This window comes from Streptococcus parasanguinis (assembly GCF_047465465.1).
Taxonomy (GTDB): Bacteria; Bacillota; Bacilli; order Lactobacillales; family Streptococcaceae; genus Streptococcus; species Streptococcus parasanguinis_AI.
The window spans coordinates 672,583-691,441 of the sequence record NZ_JASGZU010000001.1 but is presented as its reverse complement, the minus strand read 5'-3'; the positions used below and the strand labels follow the sequence as shown (position 1 = coordinate 691,441).

Sequence of the window (18,859 nt, the reverse complement as noted above, 5' to 3'; positions counted from 1 at the left end):
GAATTCAAATGAGAATTGCAATTGGTTGTGATCACATTGTGACAAATGAAAAAATGGCTGTTTCTGATTTTTTGAAATCAAAAGGATACGAAGTGCTCGACTTTGGGACTTATGACCATACACGTACCCACTATCCAATCTTTGGTAAGAAAGTCGGTGAAGCCGTAGCAAGTGGCCAAGCAGATCTTGGTGTTTGTATCTGTGGTACTGGTGTTGGGATTAACAATGCTGTTAACAAAGTACCTGGTATCCGTTCTGCCTTGGTACGCGATATGACAACTGCTCTTTATGCAAAAGAAGAATTGAACGCGAATGTCATCGGGTTTGGGGGTAAAATTACTGGTGAATTGCTCATGTGCGATATCATTGAAGCATTCATCCACGCTGAATACAAACCAACTGAAGAAAATAAAAAATTGATCGCTAAGATCCAACATGTTGAAACCCATAATGCTCATCAAGCGGATGCTGATTTCTTTACAGAATTCCTTGAAAAATGGGACCGTGGTGAATACCACGACTAAGAGGTGACGTATGATATTAACGGTCACGATGAACCCTTCGATTGATATTTCTTATCCTTTGGATGTACTCCAGTTGGATACAGTCAATCGTGTAGCTGAGGTGAGTAAGACAGCTGGTGGAAAAGGTCTCAATGTTACCCGTGTACTTTCTGAGATAAAGGATCCAGTGGCAACGACTGGCCTACTTGGTGGTCGGACGGGGCAATTCATTCTCGATCATTTAGGAGAAGGGATAGAGGAACGTTTCTTTGAAATTGCTGGAGATACACGTAATTGTATCGCCATCCTTCACGAAGGCAAGCAAACAGAAATCTTAGAAAAAGGTCCAACCATTTCTGAGAAAGAAGGCCAAGACTTTCTCGACCATTATCGTCACTTGGTTGAACAAGTAGAGGTTGTTGCCATCTCTGGAAGTCTTCCTGCTGGTTTACCAGTGGACTACTATGCTAGCCTTGTTAAGATTGCAAGGGAAGCTGGGAAACCAGTCGTACTTGATTGCTCGGGAGCTTCTTTAGAAGCTGCCATTCAAGCAGCTGTCAAGCCTACGGTCATTAAACCAAACAATGAAGAATTATCACAGTTGTTAGGAAAAGAAGTGAGTAAGAATGTGGAAGACTTAAAAGAAGTTCTTCAGGATTCTCTCTTTGATGGCATCGAATGGGTGATTGTCTCCCTTGGTGCAAATGGCGCTTTCGCTAAGCATGGGGATGTCTTCTATAAGGTAGATATTCCTAAGATCGATGTCGTCAATCCAGTCGGATCTGGTGATTCGACTGTTGCAGGGATTGCATCTGGTCTCTATCATCATGAGAGTGACGCAGACTTGCTCAAGAAAGCAAATGTTCTTGGAATGTTAAATGCACAAGAAGCACAAACAGGACATGTCAACATGGGGCACTATGATGCCTTGTATCAACAATTAATCGTAAAAGAGGTATAAAATGGTATTAACAGAACAAAAACGCAACTATTTGGAACGTCTTAGTACAAAAGACGGTGTCATTTCAGCTTTGGCCTTCGACCAACGTGGGGCTTTGAAACGCTTGATGGCCAAATACCAAGACACAGAACCAACAGTAGCACAAATGGAAGAATTAAAAGTCCTTGTAGCTGATGAATTGACAAAATATGCTTCATCTATGTTATTGGACCCAGAATATGGTCTACCTGCTACAAAAGCCTTGGACAAAGATGCAGGACTCTTGCTCGCATACGAAAAGACAGGCTACGATACGTCTAGCACCAAACGCTTGCCTGACTGCTTGAACCTTTGGTCAGCAAAACGCATCAAAGAACAAGGCGCAGATGCTGTGAAATTCTTGCTCTACTATGATGTAGACAGTGCAGACGAACTCAACCAAGAAAAACAAGCTTATATCGAACGCATCGGTTCAGAATGCGCTGCAGAGGACATTCCATTCTTCCTTGAAATCTTGGCTTATGATGAAGGAATTGCGGATGCAACCTCTGCTGAATATGCAAAAGTGAAACCTCGTAAGGTGATTGAGGCTATGAAAGTCTTCTCAGATCCTCGTTTCAATATCGATGTCTTAAAAGTCGAAGTTCCAGTTAATGTGAACTTCGTGGAAGGATTTGGAGAAGGAGAAGTTGTCTATAGTCGTGAAGAAGCAGCTGCCTTCTTCAAAGAACAAGAAGAAGCGACCAACCTTCCATACATCTACCTCAGTGCCGGTGTATCAGCTAAGCTCTTCCAAGAAACTCTTGTCTTTGCCCACGAATCAGGTGCAAACTTCAATGGTGTTCTTTGTGGACGTGCAACATGGGCTGGATCAGTTGAAGCTTATATCAAAGACGGAGAAGCAGCTGCTCGTGAATGGCTTCGTACAGAAGGTCGACAAAATATTGAAGAATTAAATGACGTTTTGGCTAAAGTAGCGACACCTTGGACAGAACGCGTATAAGATTCAAATGATGATTGCCTCCTAAAGCAACAGTTAGAGAGTGGGACAGAAATCGGTCATTCGTTAGAATTCGATTTCGTCGTCCCACCTCCGCACAGTTGAGTAGGGCTGTAAAAGCTGATGAAATCAGCGTAGTAGAGCCCACTCAACCACTGCGTCTTGCTCGACAATCCAAAGCTGATTGAGAGGCTAGGACTTTTGTCCCAGCCTCTTCATTATTTTAAGGCCTTGTTTCTTTTTTATAAAAAAATGTTTAAAAATTTTCGCTGTAAGGGTTTACAAAATAAAAAGCTTATGATAGAATAAGTTTATAAGTTGAATAGCAGTGAGCGTTACTAAGTTAGATTAGGCGTGACCACAAGTAGATGAACAATTAGTGTATGCTAGTTTTTTCAGTTGCTTCGTGGTCATTTTTATTTGCTTTTAACAAATTTTACAAAGGAGAGCCTCATGTATCGTATTATCCATCCAATGAACAATAATGTTGCTTTGGTTCAAAATGAACTACAACAAGAGTTGATTGTTATTGGGAGTGGGATTGCTTTTGGGAAAAAGAAAAATGATCTAGTAGCTGATGATAAGGTAGAAAAAGTATTTCGTTTAAATACGGATGAGTCAAGAGAAAACTTTATGGCCCTTCTAAAGGATGTTCCTCTTGATTTCATTACAACCACTTATGAAGTGATTGATACCTTGTCTAAGAAATATGCCTATCCTGTTCAAGAATATATCTATGTGACATTAACAGATCACATCTTTTGTTCTTACCAGGCAGTTCATCAGGGAAGATATAAACACAGTGACCTTCCTGATGCGTCTGCTATGCATCCGATTCCCTATAAAATCGCAAAAGAAGCGATTGAGATCTTTCGAAAGCGGCTCTTGGATCAATTTCCTGACGATGAAGTAAATCGCATTGCTTATCATTTCATTAATGCACAAGGGGAAATGATTCATGAGCAAGATCCAGATGTCCAGGACCGACAAGTTATTTTGAAAGCTGTAGAAGAAAAACTAGCTCAAAATGGCTTGAAACGGAAAGAAGAAAACAGTCATTTCTATGATCGCTTTATGATCCATCTCAATTATTTCCTAGATTCGCTAGATAAGGGAAGAGAAGATCCAGAAGGTTTGAGCGAGATGGAACAACTGATTCAGCTAAGTTATCCAAAGGCTTATGAGATTAGTCATCAAATCTACCAAACCATCGCTGAACAGACAGGAGCCAAGATATCTCCTAATGAAAAAGTCTATTTAGCCCTTCATATTCAACGTCTATTATAAAAATTTTCAAAAGGTATCATAAGGAGGAACCAACATGAATAAAGAAGAAGTCCAATTACTTGGGTTTGAAATTGTCGCTTATGCCGGTGACGCTCGATCAAAATTAGTGGAAGCCTTAAAAGTTGCTGAAAATGGTGATTTTGCTAAAGCAGAATCCTTAGTAGAAGAAGCAGGGTCCTGTATCGCTGAGGCTCACAAATCTCAAACGACCATGCTAGCGCATGAAGCAGCAGGAGAAGAAATCCCCTATAGCATTACCATGATGCATGGTCAAGACCATCTCATGACAACGATCCTATTAAAAGACGTGATTCACCATCTGATTGAACTATATAAAAGAGGAGCGAAATAATGAATAAACTGATTGAACTGATTGAAAAAGGGAAACCTTTCTTTGAAAAGATTTCTCGAAACAAATATTTGCGAGCGATTCGGGATGGCTTTATTGCAGGGATGCCTGTAATCTTATTCTCATCTATCTTCATCCTAATTGCGTATGTACCAAACGCTTGGGGATTCCATTGGTCTAAAGATATTGAAACTTTCTTGATGACTCCATATAGCTATTCTATGGGCATCTTGGCCTTCTTCGTTGGTGGGACAACGGCTAAGGCTTTGACTGATTCAATGAACCGTGACCTCCCAGCAACCAACCAAATCAACTTCATTTCTACAATGTTGGCTTCTATGGTTGGCTTCTTGCTCATGGCTGCTGAACCTGCTAAAGATGGCGGATTCTTAACAGCATTCATGGGGACTAAAGGGTTGTTAACAGCCTTTATTGCTGCATTCATTACTGTTAATGTTTACAAAGTCTGTGTGAAAAACAATGTGACCATCCGCATGCCGGACGAGGTTCCACCAAATATTTCACAAGTATTTAAAGACTTGATTCCATTTACATTATCAGTTGTACTCTTGTATGCACTTGAATTAGTTGTTAAAGCAAGCCTTCATGTAACGGTTGCTGAATCAATCGGTACTCTTCTTGCTCCTCTATTCTCTGCTGCTGATGGTTACCTTGGAATTACAATCATCTTTGGTGCCTTCGCCTTCTTCTGGTTCGTAGGGATTCATGGTCCTTCAATCGTTGAACCAGCTATCGCAGCGATTACTTATGCAAATGCCGAAGTAAACTTGAACTTGATTCAACAAGGAATGCACGCTGATAAGATCCTTACTTCAGGTACTCAAATGTTTATCGTTACTATGGGTGGTACTGGTGCGACTCTTGTCGTTCCATTCATGTTCATGTGGTTAACGAAATCAAAACGGAACCGTGCAATTGGACGTGCATCTGTAGTTCCAACATTCTTTGGTGTTAACGAACCAATCTTGTTCGGTGCTCCATTGGTATTGAACCCAATCTTCTTTGTTCCATTTATCTTTGCTCCAATTGCAAACGTATGGATCTTCAAATTCTTTGTTGATACCTTGGGAATGAACTCATTTACTTCTAACCTACCATGGACAACTCCTGGACCTCTGGGTATTGTTCTTGGTACGAACTTCCAAGTACTTTCATTCATCCTTGCTGCACTTCTTGTTGTAGTAGACGTGATCATTTACTACCCATTCGTTAAAGTTTACGATGAACAAATTCTTGAAGAAGAACGTTCAGGTAAATCAAACGATAGCTTGAAAGAAAAAGTTGCTGCAAACTTTAACACTGCTAAAGCAGATGCTATTCTTGAAAAAGCTGGTGTTGAAGGTGAACCAGTTCAAAACAATATCACAAAAGAAACTAACGTATTGGTTCTTTGTGCCGGTGGTGGAACTAGTGGACTTCTTGCCAACGCTTTGAATAAAGCTGCTGCAGAATACAATGTTCCTGTGAAGGCTGCTGCTGGTGGTTACGGTGCTCACCGTGAAATGTTGCCAGAATTTGACCTTGTTATTCTTGCTCCTCAAGTAGCTTCAAACTATGAAGATATGAAGGCTGAAACAGATAAACTTGGAATCAAATTGGCTAAGACTGAAGGAGCTCAATACATCAAGTTGACTCGTGATGGTAAAGGCGCTCTTGCATTCGTTCAAGAACAATTTCAATAATAAATACATTTACTGTTGATTAAAGTGAGATGGAGAAGGATTGCTCACTTACTCCTCTCCATCTTGCTTTATTTTTATTTTATGATTGAGAAGGGGAAACTTATGTCAAAAACATTACCTAAAGATTTTATTTTCGGTGGCGCAACAGCAGCTTACCAGGCAGAAGGTGCGACTCATACTGACGGAAAAGGACCAGTTGCATGGGATAAATATTTAGCAGACAACTATTGGTATACTGCTGAACCAGCGAGTGATTTCTACCATAAATATCCAGTAGACTTACAGTTGGCGGAAGAATATGGCGTAAACGGAATTCGTATTTCTATTGCTTGGTCACGTATTTTCCCAACTGGCTATGGTGAAGTCAATCCAAAAGGGGTAGAATTCTATCATAAGTTATTTGCAGAATGTCATAAACGTCATGTAGAACCATTCGTAACTCTTCACCACTTTGATACTCCTGAAGCTCTTCACTCAAATGGAGACTTCTTAAATCGTGAAAATATCGAACACTTTGTAGATTATGCTGCTTTCTGTTTTGAAGAATTCCCAGAAGTCAACTATTGGACAACCTTTAATGAAATTGGCCCAATCGGTGATGGTCAATACTTAGTCGGTAAATTCCCACCAGGTATTCAGTATGACCTTGCCAAAGTTTTCCAATCACACCACAATATGATGGTTTCTCATGCACGTGCTGTGAAATTGTACAAAGACAAAGGCTATAAAGGTGAAATCGGGGTTGTTCACGCCCTTCCAACTAAGTATCCATTGGATCCTAAAAATCCAGCTGACGTTCGGGCTGCTGAGTTGGAAGATATCATCCACAACAAATTTATCTTGGATGCAACCTACCTTGGACACTATTCAGATGCAACCATGGAAGGTGTAAACCACATTCTTTCAGTTAATGGTGGTAGCTTGGATCTTCGTGACGAAGACTTTGCAGCGCTTGAAGCAGCTAAAGATTTGAACGACTTCCTTGGAATTAACTACTACATGAGTGATTGGATGGAAGCATTTGATGGTGAAACTGAAATCATCCACAACGGTAAAGGGGAAAAAGGAAGCTCTAAGTACCAAATTAAAGGTGTTGGTCGTCGTGTAGCTCCTGATTATGTACCTCGCACTGACTGGGACTGGATCATCTACCCTCAAGGCTTGTATGACCAAATCATGCGCGTCAAGAAAGACTATCCAAACTACAAGAAAATCTATATCACAGAAAACGGACTTGGATACAAAGATGAATTTGTGGACAACACTGTTTACGATGATGGCCGTATTGATTATGTGAAACAACACTTGGAAGTATTGTCTGATGCGATTGCCGATGGTGCAAACGTAAAAGGATACTTCATCTGGTCATTGATGGACGTCTTCTCATGGTCTAATGGTTATGAAAAACGTTACGGACTCTTCTACGTTGATTTTGATACACAAGAACGCTATCCTAAGAAATCTGCACATTGGTACAAGAAATTAGCTGAAACTCAAGTAATTGAATAAGTATCAACTGGAACTGTTTTAGTTCCAGTTTTTTTATTTTCACTTGATGAAGGTTTCTTAAACCCATCTCTTCTTTCAGCCCCTAATTTATGGTATAATAGATCGATACTGTAATAAGGAAAATAGAATGAATATACAACAATTACGATATGTAGTGGCGATTGCCAATAGTGGTACTTTTCGTGAAGCTGCTGAAAAAATGTATGTGAGTCAGCCGAGCTTGTCCATATCCGTCAGAGATCTGGAAAAAGAATTGGGCTTTAAGATTTTTCGTCGGACCAGTTCGGGGACTTTTTTGACCCGTCGGGGAATGGAATTTTATGAAAAAGCGCAGGATGTGGTCAAAGGGTTTGATATTTTTCAAAATCAATATGCCAGTCCTGAAGAAGAGAAGAAAGAATTCTCTATTTCTAGTCAACACTATGACTTTTTGCCGCCTTTGATGACGGAATTCTCGATTCGTTATCCGGAAAATAAAAACTTCCGCATCTTTGAGTCAACGACGGTCCAAATTTTGGATGAAGTGGCTCAAGGGCATAGTGAGTTAGGGATTATTTATCTCAACCGTCAAAATACCAAGGGAATTATGCAACGGGTTGATAAATTAGGACTTGAAGTGGTGGATTTGATTCCTTTTCAGACTCATATTTACCTTCGCAAGGGACACCCTCTGGCTAAGAAGAAAAAACTGGTCATGGAAGATCTAGCTCAGTTGCCAACTGTTCGCTTTACCCAAGAAAAAGATGAGTACCTCTATTATTCAGAGAACTTTGTCGATACCAGCTCGAGCTCACAAATGTTCAATGTGACCGACCGGGCTACCTTGAATGGAATCTTGGAACGGACAGATGCTTATGCGACGGGATCAGGCTTTTTGGATAGCCAGTCAGTGAATGGCATTACCGTGATTCCTTTGGAAGACAACCTGGACAATAAAATGGTCTATGTCAAACGCGAAGAGATGGATCTCTCTCCTGTAGCAGAGAAGTTTGTCGAGGTCATGGTAGAATATTTTGATCAAAAGAGGTAAGAAATGAAGAGAAAAACAATGGTCCCAGTAGCGATTGTCCTTTTGGTCCTACTGGATCAGCTGGTCAAATGGTATGTGGTGAAGAACATTCCACTGGGTGTCGTCAAGTCTTTTATTCCCCATGTGGTCAGCCTGACCTATCTTCAAAACACAGGTGCAGCTTTTTCGCTTCTTGAAAATCAGCAATGGTTCTTTACCCTCATCACGCTAGTCGTGATGGTGGGGGCCTTTTACTATCTTTATAAGCACCTCAAGGGGTCGCTTTGGATGGTGACGGGCTTGACCTTGGTGATTGCAGGTGGCTTGGGGAATTTTATCGATCGCCTGCGTCAGGGCTTTGTGGTCGATATGTTCCACCTGGATTTTATGAATTTTGCCATTTTTAATGTAGCAGATAGTTATTTGACAGTTGGAGTTTTCTTGCTCCTGATCCTGATGTTGAAAGAGGAAACGCATGGAAATTAAAATCGAAGTAGCCGGTGCGCGACTGGATAAGACTTTGGCGGATTTGACTCCCTTGTCACGGGCTGTGGCCAATGAGCAGATCAAAGAAGGAAAAGTTCTGGTCAATGGGGCTGTAAAAAAAGCCAAGTACACGGTCAAAGAAGGGGACATCATCCAGTATGAAGTCCCAGAAGTGGAAGAGGTCAGCTATGAAGCAGAAGATCTGCCCTTAGACATCGTCTATGAGGACCAAGATGTTGTGGTGGTCAATAAACCTCAAGGCATGGTTGTTCACCCAAGTGCGGGTCATACCAGTGGGACCTTGGTCAATGCGCTCTTATACCATGTCAAGGACCTTTCAGGGATCAATGGGGAATTGCGTCCAGGGATCGTCCACCGGATTGATAAAGACACGTCAGGCCTCCTGATGGTCGCAAAAAATGACCAAGCTCACGTCGCCTTAGCAGAGGAACTAAAAGACAAAAAATCACTACGGAAGTATTGGGCCATTGTTCATGGCAACCTTCCGAACGATCGGGGAATGATTGAAGCACCAATTGGTCGCAGTGAAAAGGACCGGAAAAAACAAGCAGTGACGGCTAAAGGAAAACCTGCAGTGACCCGTTTTCAAGTCTTGGAACGCTTTGGAAATTACACCTTGGTAGAGTTGCAACTGGAGACCGGTCGCACCCACCAAATTCGGGTGCACATGGCCTATATCGGCCATCCAGTGGCTGGAGATCCAGCTTATGGTCCTAAGAAGACACTCAAAGGGAAAGGACAGTTTCTGCATGCGCGGACACTCGGCTTTACTCACCCTCGCACAGGAGAGACTTTGGAATTTACTGCAGAAGTGCCAGCGATCTTTGAGAAAACGCTGGAAGACCTTCGAAAAGGATAATGAAGAATGGGAGTGGGACAGAAATCGGTAATTCGTTAGAATTCGATTTCGTTGTCCCACCTCCGCACAGTTGAGTAGGGCTGTAAAAGCTGATGAAATCAGCGTAGTAGAGCCCACTCAACCACTGCGTCATACTATTATTACTATCAAACATTGAGAGCTGGACAGTTTTTGTCCAGCCTCACTTTCATTACATACGAAATAAATAGTATTAGAAAGAATCATAGCGATGAAAGCAAAACGAATCGTCTTTAAAGTAGGGACCTCGTCTTTGACCAATCCAGACGGGAGTCTCTCCAGACAGAAGGTCAAGGTCATTACCCAGCAGTTGGCCCTCTTACACGAATCGGGCCATGAGTTGATCTTGGTCTCATCAGGGGCGGTTGCTGCAGGGTTTGGTGCCCTTGGTTTTAAGAAACGGCCGACTAAGGTGGCAGACAAGCAAGCCTCTGCGGCAGTTGGTCAAGGTTTATTGATGGAAGAATATACCTCTAATCTTCTTTTACGCAATATTGTTTCTGCACAGATTTTATTAACCCAGGATGACTTTGCGGATCAACGTCGCTATAAGAATGCCCACCAGGCCCTTTCTGTCTTACTCAACCGTGGGGCGATTCCGATTATCAATGAAAATGATACGGTCTCTATCGCTGAGCTAAAAGTTGGTGACAATGATACCTTGAGTGCGCAGGTTGCGGCCATGGCCCAAGCGGATCTTTTGGTGCTGTTGACGGATGTCGATGGCCTCTATACAGCCAATCCTTCTCAGGATCCAACAGCCAAGCGTTTGGAGCGGATCGAGCACATTTCTCGCGAGATGATCGAGATGGCTGGAGGTGCGGGTAGTAGCAATGGAACTGGCGGTATGCTGACCAAACTCAAGGCAGCGACCCTGGCGACAGAGTCTGGGGTTCCTGTCTATATTTGCTCATCTCTCAAGCCTGATGCCTTGATCGAAGCGGCGCAAGAGCAAGCAGATGGCAGTTACTTCCTTGCAGAGGACAAGGGTTTAAAAACCCAGAAGCAATGGCTAGCCTTTTATGCAGAAAGTAAAGGAGCTCTTTGGGTGGATGCTGGAGCGGCTGAGGCCTTGTTGCAATATGGAAAGAGCTTATTAATTTCGGGTGTGACTAAGGCAGAAGGGGATTTTTCTTATCAAGACATCGTCAGCGTCTATCATCAAGAGTCAGGACAATTACTAGGGAAAGGGAAAGTTCGTCTCGGCCAGTCGGCTGTGCGCGATATGCTCCAATCTAAAAAAGCCAAGGGAATCCTCATCCACCGGGATGATTGGATCTCGGTAACTCCTGAGATTGACTTACTCTTTACAGAATTCTAAAGGAAAATGTATGGAAACAACACAAGAACAATTTGCCTTAGCGGGATCGGCTAAGAAAAGCATCAATACGGCCAGTACAGCTCTTAAAAATCAGGCCTTAGAAGCTATGGCCAGCCAGCTTCTGAAAGCGACGGAAGCCATTTTAGCAGCCAATCAAATCGATATGGAAGCGGCACGCGGGAAGATCTCTGAAGTCATGCTAGATCGTCTATTTCTTGATCAAGAGCGGATTGAAGGGATGGCAGAAGGGATCCGTGCTTTAATCGATCTGCCAGATCCGATTGGGGAAGTGCTGGATACTGAAGTTTTGGAAAATGGCCTTGAAATCCAGAAAGTTCGAGTCGCTATGGGCGTCATTGGGATCATTTATGAAAGCCGTCCAAATGTAACGTCAGACGCTGCAGCGCTTGCCATCAAGAGTGGAAATGCAGTGGTTCTTCGTACTGGAAAGGATGCCTTTCATTCTGCCCAAGCGATCGTGACCGCACTCAAGGCTGGATTGGAAGAAGTCGGACTCAATCCAGACCTTCTCCAATTGATCCAAGATACGAGTCGAGCTTCCAGCCTTGCTATGATGAAGGCTAAGGGCTATCTAGATTTGCTCATTCCACGTGGTGGTGCTGGATTGATCCAAGCGGTGGTTGAAAATGCCATTGTCCCCGTGATCGAGACAGGAACTGGAATTGTTCATGTCTATGTGGACAAGGAGGCTGACTTCCAGAAAGCCCTAGCGATTATTGAAAATGCCAAGACCAGTCGCCCCTCTGTCTGCAACGCTATGGAGGTCTTGTTGGTCGATCGAGCGATCGCGTCTGATTTCTTGCCTTTGGTCAAAGAGCGCTTAGTGGATGCACGAGAAAGATCCGTTGAGTTGCGCCTAGATGAGCAAGCACAGGCCATCATTTCGGGAACAGCAGCACAGGAGCAGGATTTTGATACCGAATTTTTAGATTATATATTAGCAGTCAAGGTCGTTGATGGAGTTGAGGAAGCGGTGGACCACATAGAAGCCCACAGCACCCATCATTCGGATGCCATTGTGACTGAAAATCCTGAGACAGCCGCTTATTTTACAAAGCAAGTAGATTCAGCAGCCGTTTATGTCAATGCGTCTACACGCTTTACAGATGGGGGTCAATTTGGCCTAGGTTGTGAAATGGGGATCTCGACGCAGAAACTCCATGCGCGTGGACCAATGGGACTGCGGGAGATGACTAGTTACAAGTATATCGTCAGTGGAAATGGTCAAGTGAGGTAAGTCATGAAAGTAGCATTTATCGGTCTTGGAAATATGGGAGCTAGTCTGGCCAAAGCGGTCGCAAAAGAAGTGGCTAGCACAGACCTGCTCTTGGTCAATCGTTCCCCACAAAAGGTGGAAGAGTTTATCAGCCAGTATGGGGGAACGGCGTCTGATCTTGAACAAGTCTTTCAAGAGGCGGAGGTCATCTTTTTAGGTGTCAAACCCTATCAACTCAGCCCTTTACTTGAAGAGTACCAGGTCATTTTGGGCCAACGTTCCAATCTCCTGTTGGTTTCTATGGCAGCAGGTCTGGAACTGGAGCAAATGTCAAGTGTAGTTAAAAATGAGCGGGTGGGTCTCATCCGCATCATGCCTAATACACCAGTAGCCATTGGTCAAGGTGTCATCAGTTTGGCCCGCTCCCAAGCAGTAACAGACCAGCAGATAGCGCAAGTCAACCAGCTCTTATCAGGAGCAGGGGCCCTCTACGAAATTGAAGAAAAATTGATGGATCCTGCAACGGCTGTCGCAGGCTGTGGACCAGCCTTTGTCTATCAGATGATTGAAGCCATGGCAGATGCAGGAGTAAGCTTGGGACTTTCACGAGAGCAAGCCTTGAAGATGGCTGCCGAGACCTTCCACGGCGCTAGTCAAATGGTCCTAGAGACAGGCGAACATCCAGCCCGCTTGCGAGATGCAGTTTGTAGCCCAGGTGGCTCTACCATCGCAGGAGTCAATCGCCTGGAACAAGTCGGCTTACGGGGCGACATTATTGCAGGAGTGGAAGCAGCCTATAAACGCACTCAAGAATTAGGACAAGAGACGAAAGAATGAGAATCGAAATGGGTCAACCTGTTTCGGTTTTTTTTCTTATTTTGAGCCATCTTTGCCCCTATTTTTACCATCAGTTTTAAGCCATTTTATGGTATAATTAAAGGTATGCATACAAAACCAACGTCCGCTTATGTCCACATCCCATTTTGTACCCAGATTTGTTTTTATTGTGATTTTTCGAAGGTCTTTATCAAGAACCAACCGGTCGATGCTTATCTAGATCATTTGATCCAAGAATTTCGTCGGGAAGAAATCACAAACCTACGGACTCTCTATATTGGGGGTGGGACACCGACAGCTCTAACTGCGGATCAGCTAGCCTATCTGCTCAAGGAGCTGACCAAGTCGCTTGATCTGTCTCAGATGGAAGAGCTGACGATCGAGGTCAATCCTGGTGATTTGGATCCGGATAAGATTGCGGTCTTGAAGGATTCGCCAGTTAATCGGGTTTCATTGGGCGTGCAGACCTTTGATAATCGCTTGCTCAAGAAGATCGGTCGGAGCCATCAAGAGCAGGATATTTATGACAATATCGACCGTCTGAAGCTGGCTGGTTTTGACAATATTTCGATCGACCTCATCTATGCGCTTCCGACACAAACCATGGACCAGGTCAAAGAGAATGTTGCGAAGGCTCGTGCCCTTGACATTCCCCACATGAGTCTTTATAGCTTGATTCTGGAGAATCACACAGTCTTTATGAATCGCATGAGACGGGGCAAGCTTCCTCTACCAAAAGAGGAGTTGGAAGCAGAGATGTTTGAATACATTATTCAGGAGTTGGAGCGAGCGGGCTTTGAGCATTACGAAATTTCTAATTTCTCCAAGCCTGGTTTTGAAAGTCGACACAATCTCATGTATTGGGACAATGCTGAGTATTATGGTCTGGGAGCTGGTGCATCCGGCTATGTCGATGGGATTCGCTACAAGAATCATGGCCCCATTCGTCACTATATGCAAGCTGTCGAAGAGGGAAATGCGCGTGTCCAAGAAGAGCATCTGACTCAGACAGAAATGATGGAGGAAGAGATGTTTCTAGGACTACGTAAGAAAACAGGCGTTTCCAAGAAGCGTTTTGAAGAAAAATTTGGTGTGAATTTTGACCAACAATATGGACCGGTGGTTGAGGAATTGATCCAGCAGGGACTTTTGGTCCCTGACAAGGACATTGTACGAATGACCAAGAAAGGTCTCTTTTTAGGAGACACTGTAGCAGAGAAGTTTATTTTGGAGTAGAAAATGGCAAAAACATTTGAATACAGCATGAAAATTCCGTTTGATATGAGCGATGTCAATGGTTATATTAAGATTCCCCAATTGATCTTGCTGTCTTTACAGGTATCGGGCATGCAATCGATTGAGCTGGGTATGAGTGATATGTACATTTTAGAGAACTACAATCTAGTCTGGATTATCACGGATTACAATATGAAGATCGAGCGTCTCCCTGTTTTTGATGAGAAAATCACTATCGAAACCTATGCCAAGAGTCACAATCGACTTTTCTGCTACCGGGCCTTTAATATCAAGGATGAAGCAGGAAATACTATCATTGAGATGGTCGCGACCTTTGTCTTGATGGATCGTGATACACGCAAGGTTCATCCTGTTATGAGTGAAATCACGGATGCCTTTGACTCTGAATTATCAAAAACCATGCTCCGCGGTCCCCGTTTCAAAGAATTAGAAGGCGGCGTGGAACAAGAATACCGGGTTCGGTTTTACGACTTGGATATGAACGGGCATGTCAATAATAGCAAGTACTTGGACTGGGTTTTTGAGGTGATGGGAGCAGACTTCTTGACCCATCATGTCCCTAAAAAAGTTCATCTAAAATATGTCAAAGAAGTGCTAGCAGGAGGTCTCATCACCTCTCAATATGAACAAGAGGGCTTGAAAACTCAGCACCAAATTACTTCAGATGGTCAGATCAATGCCCAAGCTGAAATTGAGTGGGAAGAAGTAGAAGAAAAGGGTTGGATTTATGGAAAGTAGAAGATTAAAAAATAAAAAACAGGAACTTGAAAGCTATCAAAAACGGGTTGTGGCCTATGCCAAGCGTCAAAAGAACCCTTTGTACATGTTGGGAGATTGGCTCTTGACTCTTTGTGCTTTGGGCATCATCCTGGTGGAAGAAATTTACAAATTTTTCCGCTACCGTTTGAATTTAGAGAGTTTTAGCCGTTTCTTGAAAGAAGATGTACGTTGGTATCGGGTCTGGATCCATTTCACCCTGGCCTTTCTCTTACCTGTCGTGATCTTTTCGGTCGGCATTACCAGCCAATCAGGCTCTTTCTGGTCTAATTTCTATCATCGTTTGTCTCAAGGCGTGCTCTTTAGCACTACTGTCAGCCTCGCTGCGACCTTGGTGACTGATTTTGTAGAAAATTTGCAACCAGAAACCAAGTCAGACGGCCGGAACCGGAGCACCAAACGCACGGTTTATCAAATCAGTGTTGACCAAGCGACGGTCATTGGTCTCTTATTGACCATTGTGATTCTCATGGTGGCTTCCTTCTTGTTTACCCAATCAGGAAGTCAAGGGATCAATTTTACAGGGTTGATTTTACAATTTGTCCTCTATGCTGGAGCCTTGCTCTTGTATGGATCTGGTGGACGAGTCGATACAGAGAAGTTGTATGAAAAAGCTGAAACAGAAAGGGAAGAATAAATGCACTACAAGGGCTATTTAATTGATTTGGATGGCACCATTTACAAAGGAAAATCACGAATTCCAGCAGGAGAAGCTTTTGTTCATGAATTACAGGCGCGTGAAATTCCCTATCTCTTTGTCACCAATAACACAACCCGCACACCAGAGACTGTTCGGGATATGCTGGCGACTCACTTCAATATTGAAACCCCAGTGTCGACCATCTATACAGCTACCCTTGCGACCATTGACTACATGAACGACCAAAACTTGGGCAAAAAGGTCTATGTGATTGGAGAAGCGGGGCTCAAAGATGCTATTGAAGAAGCTGGCTATATTATCGATGAAGAAGCACCTGATTATGTGGTGATTGGCCTCGATTGGCAAGTGGATTATGAGAAATTTGCTAAAGCAACCTTGGCGATTCAAAAGGGAGCGCACTTTATAGGGACCAACCCTGACCTTAATATCCCAACGGAGCGTGGCTTGCTGCCAGGTGCAGGATCCCTGATTGCCCTTGTTGAAGCAGCGACACGGGTCGAGCCTGTGATCATTGGCAAACCAAAGGCCATCATTATGGATAAGGCCATTGAACACTTGGGGCTTGCAAGAGAAGAAGTGGTCATGGTCGGGGACAATTATTTAACAGATATTCGTGCAGGTATTGACAATGGGATTCCAACCCTTTTGGTAACGACAGGTTTTACCAAACCAGAAGAAGTACCGACCTTACCAATTGCACCGACACATGTTGTTGCCAGTCTAGCGGAGTGGGATTTTGATGCTTAAAAGTTTGAAATCAATCAACCTATTTTTCTTTATCTTGTCAGCTACGATCCTTCTCACCATCGCTCTAGCTTGGGTCCTCTATCCCATGGAGATTCATTGGTTGGGGATTCAAAGCCGGACTGGTTTTTCGGCATCTGTCATCATGAAGAATTTTAATGTCTTGATGAACTACTTGACCAATCCTTTTCAATGGGTGTTGAAGATGCCTCAATTCCCCTCTTCAAAAAATGGCTTGCACCATTTTGAGGCCGTCAAGTACCTATTTCACTTAGTGACAGTCGTTTTCGTGGTCACACTACCTGGTTTTATCCAGTTTATGCGGACAGTCGTCAAAAAAGGCTACCTGGCCTTGTACCGTAGTCTCTTCTTTTGGATGATGATTTTACCAGTGGTGATTGCAGTGGTGGCTGTTATGATTGGCTTTGATCAATTCTTTACGCTCTTTCATCAGGTCTTATTTGCTGGGGACAATACTTGGCTCTTTGATCCGCGCGTGGATTCGATTATTCTTGCATTACCAGAAGACTACTTTATGCATGCCTTTTTGATTTTCTTTGTCTTATATGAAGGAATGTGTGCGAGTTTTTATCTATTTTCTAGGAGGAAGAAATGAACCAATACAACCGATTATTAGACCCTAAAAAAGATATAGGAAGGTATTCCGGTACACTTGCCATTTATCTCTTGATAATGACCTTGGTAACCGTCCTGTGGGAAGTCCTCCTTGGATTGACCATTGCAGGCTCTCTCAGAAAAGATCCAAGTCAAGTAACGGAGAAACTCAATGCCCTGAATGTTTGGGCAGGTATTCCCTACCTTATCTCTATTTCCATTGGACTCTTTCTCTTTAATGCCTATCGCAAGAAGGCCCTTTATAAATATGATCTTAAGCACAAGGGACGTAAGATGACTCTTTCAGTCTTCTTTATTCTTCTCGCCTTTCTTGGCTTTTCTCAAGTCTTTTCATCTGTGATGACACAAATGATTGAGCGCATGTTTGAGACCATTGGCCTTCATTCTCCAACACCAGATCTAGGTGATACGATTGAGCGATCATGGACTATGCTCTTGTATGCTGGGTTTTTTGGTCCAATCACAGAGGAATTCTTCTTCCGTGGGGCAGGCTTGCGTGGCTTGGAACGGTATGGCAAGGTCTTTGCCATTGTCATGACGGCTATCTTGTTTGGTCTCTTCCATGCCAATTTTGATCAGCTCTTTTTCGCGAGTATCATTGGTCTAGGTTTCGGCTACATTGCCTTTGAATACAATATCTGGTGGGCTATTTTCTATCACATTTTCAATAACTTTGTGATTTCCCAAGGCTTGCATTATGTGGCCTATCATGTGGACGAGGGGCTAGCGAATTGGCTCCAAATTGGTGTTTTAGCTATTGGTTCCATTGTCATGATAGTGGTTCTTGCGACTAAATGGCCAGCTATCAAAGCTTATATTCAAGCCAATAAACCTCAACCGGGAGTTTTCCAGCGTGCCCTCGCTTCCTTCTGGTTCTGGTTCTTCGTGCTATTCACTATCCTGATGTCTATTGTTCCTTATGTGATTCCGATCTTCCAAATGGCAAATTTCAAAGGATAAGTATTATCAAAGGGGGATCCTTTTAGATCCCTCTTTTCTGCTATAATAGAGAGAGTAGAACACAAGGAGAGAAATTGTTTGATAGCTGGACTGGGCGTATAGTGCTCTTCGGCGATTTGTGACATGTAAGAAACTAATTAAAATCTCAGAGTAGTGGATTAGAAATTACAAATCTAAAAGATAAGGTAATTGAAAGGGGATAAATATGAAGATCTATGATGATGTGATCAATGCACTAAAAAATATAGACTTTTTGAAAGAGGAAAGAGCTATAAATTTACCAATCATTCAGTTAAAGACTCTCAAAGATGCGGAGAAGAGTATCAATAGTTTGAAGTGGGAGAATTTTGTATTAGAGAAAGATGGGGATTTTAGTGCTTATCTTTCTAAAAATCATAGTGATATGTATAAACACTGGAATTCACTGGCAATAAGTGCAAAAGAGGAAATTATTCCTCAAATTGAAGCACGATTAGATAACCTGATTGCAGATAGCAAACTGCTAGAATCCATGAAAGATCAGATAAAATTTGATATTGTTGGCTTGGCAATTTACTTAACCATCAAAAAAGAGATACCTCAAGCTAAGTCACAATTTTTCGATGAGTTGTATGCTTTATACCAAGCAGGCTACATTCCTTGCGGTTATGCCAAGGGGTGCTATAAGGTTTTATAAGAAGAATGAAGAATACAAGTTCAATTTGGATCGGTCATTTTTAAGATCTTATTTTGTTAAAAAAATCAA

20 protein-coding genes are annotated in these 18,859 nt (G+C 42.8%); all 20 read left to right on the top strand.

What is annotated here, in order from left to right; all coding sequences use genetic code 11:
- Window positions 1–8: 8 nt before the first annotated feature.
- The 20 genes from lacB (at window position 9) to QM351_RS03425 (ending at window position 18,790) form a co-directional block, all read left to right on the top strand.
- Window positions 9–524: a galactose-6-phosphate isomerase subunit LacB gene (lacB, locus tag QM351_RS03520; RefSeq protein WP_003002763.1), complete on the top strand. Its 516-nt coding sequence runs from the start codon at window positions 9–11 to the stop codon at window positions 522–524.
- 10 nt (window positions 525–534) lie between these two features.
- The gene (locus QM351_RS03515) at window positions 535–1,464 is read left to right on the top strand and encodes a tagatose-6-phosphate kinase (RefSeq protein ID WP_227038326.1); all 930 of its coding nucleotides are present in this window, start codon (window positions 535–537) and stop codon (window positions 1,462–1,464) included.
- A 1-nt stretch (window position 1,465) separates the two neighbouring features.
- Window positions 1,466–2,446 (top strand): tagatose-bisphosphate aldolase, encoded by a 981-nt coding sequence (lacD, locus tag QM351_RS03510; protein WP_371585809.1) that lies wholly within the window; start codon window positions 1,466–1,468, stop codon window positions 2,444–2,446.
- A gap of 450 nt (window positions 2,447–2,896) precedes the next feature.
- A complete protein-coding gene (locus tag QM351_RS03505) occupies window positions 2,897–3,730 on the top strand; it encodes a PRD domain-containing protein (protein ID WP_195423368.1) in 834 nt (277 codons plus the stop codon).
- 34 nt (window positions 3,731–3,764) lie between these two features.
- Window positions 3,765–4,082, top strand: coding sequence for a PTS lactose/cellobiose transporter subunit IIA (locus QM351_RS03500; protein WP_021153390.1), 318 nt, complete (start codon window positions 3,765–3,767; stop codon window positions 4,080–4,082).
- Window positions 4,082–5,782: a lactose-specific PTS transporter subunit EIIC gene (locus QM351_RS03495; RefSeq protein WP_414326554.1), complete on the top strand. Its 1,701-nt coding sequence runs from the start codon at window positions 4,082–4,084 to the stop codon at window positions 5,780–5,782. The genes QM351_RS03500 and QM351_RS03495 overlap by 1 nt, the downstream gene beginning before the upstream one ends.
- Before the next feature lie 102 nt (window positions 5,783–5,884).
- Window positions 5,885–7,291 carry a 6-phospho-beta-galactosidase gene (lacG, locus tag QM351_RS03490; RefSeq protein WP_315377470.1) on the top strand — a complete coding sequence of 469 codons (1,407 nt, stop codon included), beginning with the start codon at window positions 5,885–5,887 and terminating at the stop codon, window positions 7,289–7,291.
- 127 nt (window positions 7,292–7,418) lie between these two features.
- A complete protein-coding gene (locus QM351_RS03485; protein WP_003001728.1) occupies window positions 7,419–8,321 on the top strand; it encodes a LysR family transcriptional regulator in 903 nt (300 codons plus the stop codon).
- A 3-nt stretch (window positions 8,322–8,324) separates the two neighbouring features.
- On the top strand, window positions 8,325–8,786 hold the full coding sequence (gene lspA, locus QM351_RS03480) for a signal peptidase II (RefSeq protein WP_003001852.1): 462 nt from the start codon (window positions 8,325–8,327) through the stop codon (window positions 8,784–8,786).
- Window positions 8,776–9,666 (top strand): RluA family pseudouridine synthase, encoded by an 891-nt coding sequence (locus QM351_RS03475; protein WP_414326553.1) that lies wholly within the window; start codon window positions 8,776–8,778, stop codon window positions 9,664–9,666. Before lspA ends, QM351_RS03475 begins: the two co-directional genes overlap by 11 nt.
- Before the next feature lie 229 nt (window positions 9,667–9,895).
- Window positions 9,896–11,005, top strand: coding sequence for a glutamate 5-kinase (gene proB / locus QM351_RS03470; RefSeq protein WP_414326552.1), 1,110 nt, complete (start codon window positions 9,896–9,898; stop codon window positions 11,003–11,005).
- A 10-nt stretch (window positions 11,006–11,015) separates the two neighbouring features.
- On the top strand, window positions 11,016–12,263 hold the full coding sequence (locus tag QM351_RS03465; protein ID WP_201037456.1) for a glutamate-5-semialdehyde dehydrogenase: 1,248 nt from the start codon (window positions 11,016–11,018) through the stop codon (window positions 12,261–12,263).
- Between the two features lie 3 nt (window positions 12,264–12,266).
- Entirely contained in the window at window positions 12,267–13,079 is an 813-nt protein-coding gene (gene proC / locus QM351_RS03460) for a pyrroline-5-carboxylate reductase (protein WP_155199704.1), read from the top strand.
- Between the two features lie 105 nt (window positions 13,080–13,184).
- A complete protein-coding gene (gene hemW, locus QM351_RS03455; protein WP_155199703.1) occupies window positions 13,185–14,315 on the top strand; it encodes a radical SAM family heme chaperone HemW in 1,131 nt (376 codons plus the stop codon).
- 3 nt (window positions 14,316–14,318) lie between these two features.
- Window positions 14,319–15,074, top strand: coding sequence for an acyl-ACP thioesterase domain-containing protein (locus QM351_RS03450; RefSeq protein ID WP_118397603.1), 756 nt, complete (start codon window positions 14,319–14,321; stop codon window positions 15,072–15,074).
- Window positions 15,064–15,750 (top strand): hypothetical protein, encoded by a 687-nt coding sequence (locus tag QM351_RS03445; protein ID WP_195623169.1) that lies wholly within the window; start codon window positions 15,064–15,066, stop codon window positions 15,748–15,750. Before QM351_RS03450 ends, QM351_RS03445 begins: the two co-directional genes overlap by 11 nt.
- Window positions 15,751–16,521: a TIGR01457 family HAD-type hydrolase gene (locus QM351_RS03440; RefSeq protein ID WP_195623170.1), complete on the top strand. Its 771-nt coding sequence runs from the start codon at window positions 15,751–15,753 to the stop codon at window positions 16,519–16,521.
- On the top strand, window positions 16,514–17,134 hold the full coding sequence (locus QM351_RS03435) for a TIGR01906 family membrane protein (RefSeq protein WP_347111995.1): 621 nt from the start codon (window positions 16,514–16,516) through the stop codon (window positions 17,132–17,134). Before QM351_RS03440 ends, QM351_RS03435 begins: the two co-directional genes overlap by 8 nt.
- A complete protein-coding gene (locus QM351_RS03430; RefSeq protein ID WP_023918345.1) occupies window positions 17,131–18,114 on the top strand; it encodes a CPBP family intramembrane glutamic endopeptidase in 984 nt (327 codons plus the stop codon). Before QM351_RS03435 ends, QM351_RS03430 begins: the two co-directional genes overlap by 4 nt.
- A 205-nt stretch (window positions 18,115–18,319) precedes the next feature.
- Window positions 18,320–18,790, top strand: a complete 471-nt coding sequence (locus QM351_RS03425) for a hypothetical protein (RefSeq protein WP_254732425.1) — start codon at window positions 18,320–18,322, stop codon at window positions 18,788–18,790.
- Window positions 18,791–18,859 lie beyond the last annotated feature (69 nt).

Excerpts from the sequence above, each read along its gene's own strand:
- lacB (WP_003002763.1), top strand. The coding sequence starts at position 9 with ATGAGAATTGCAATTGGTTGTGATCACATTGTGACAAATGAAAAAATG.
- QM351_RS03515 (WP_227038326.1), top strand. The coding sequence starts at position 535 with ATGATATTAACGGTCACGATGAACCCTTCGATTGATATTTCTTATCCT.
- lacD (WP_371585809.1), top strand. The coding sequence starts at position 1,466 with ATGGTATTAACAGAACAAAAACGCAACTATTTGGAACGTCTTAGTACA.
- QM351_RS03505 (WP_195423368.1), top strand. The coding sequence starts at position 2,897 with ATGTATCGTATTATCCATCCAATGAACAATAATGTTGCTTTGGTTCAA.
- QM351_RS03500 (WP_021153390.1), top strand. The coding sequence starts at position 3,765 with ATGAATAAAGAAGAAGTCCAATTACTTGGGTTTGAAATTGTCGCTTAT.
- QM351_RS03495 (WP_414326554.1), top strand. The coding sequence starts at position 4,082 with ATGAATAAACTGATTGAACTGATTGAAAAAGGGAAACCTTTCTTTGAA.
- lacG (WP_315377470.1), top strand. The coding sequence starts at position 5,885 with ATGTCAAAAACATTACCTAAAGATTTTATTTTCGGTGGCGCAACAGCA.
- QM351_RS03485 (WP_003001728.1), top strand. The coding sequence starts at position 7,419 with ATGAATATACAACAATTACGATATGTAGTGGCGATTGCCAATAGTGGT.
- lspA (WP_003001852.1), top strand. The coding sequence starts at position 8,325 with ATGAAGAGAAAAACAATGGTCCCAGTAGCGATTGTCCTTTTGGTCCTA.
- QM351_RS03475 (WP_414326553.1), top strand. The coding sequence starts at position 8,776 with ATGGAAATTAAAATCGAAGTAGCCGGTGCGCGACTGGATAAGACTTTG.
- proB (WP_414326552.1), top strand. The coding sequence starts at position 9,896 with ATGAAAGCAAAACGAATCGTCTTTAAAGTAGGGACCTCGTCTTTGACC.
- QM351_RS03465 (WP_201037456.1), top strand. The coding sequence starts at position 11,016 with ATGGAAACAACACAAGAACAATTTGCCTTAGCGGGATCGGCTAAGAAA.
- proC (WP_155199704.1), top strand. The coding sequence starts at position 12,267 with ATGAAAGTAGCATTTATCGGTCTTGGAAATATGGGAGCTAGTCTGGCC.
- hemW (WP_155199703.1), top strand. The coding sequence starts at position 13,185 with ATGCATACAAAACCAACGTCCGCTTATGTCCACATCCCATTTTGTACC.
- QM351_RS03450 (WP_118397603.1), top strand. The coding sequence starts at position 14,319 with ATGGCAAAAACATTTGAATACAGCATGAAAATTCCGTTTGATATGAGC.
- QM351_RS03445 (WP_195623169.1), top strand. The coding sequence starts at position 15,064 with ATGGAAAGTAGAAGATTAAAAAATAAAAAACAGGAACTTGAAAGCTAT.
- QM351_RS03440 (WP_195623170.1), top strand. The coding sequence starts at position 15,751 with ATGCACTACAAGGGCTATTTAATTGATTTGGATGGCACCATTTACAAA.
- QM351_RS03435 (WP_347111995.1), top strand. The coding sequence starts at position 16,514 with ATGCTTAAAAGTTTGAAATCAATCAACCTATTTTTCTTTATCTTGTCA.
- QM351_RS03430 (WP_023918345.1), top strand. The coding sequence starts at position 17,131 with ATGAACCAATACAACCGATTATTAGACCCTAAAAAAGATATAGGAAGG.
- QM351_RS03425 (WP_254732425.1), top strand. The coding sequence starts at position 18,320 with ATGAAGATCTATGATGATGTGATCAATGCACTAAAAAATATAGACTTT.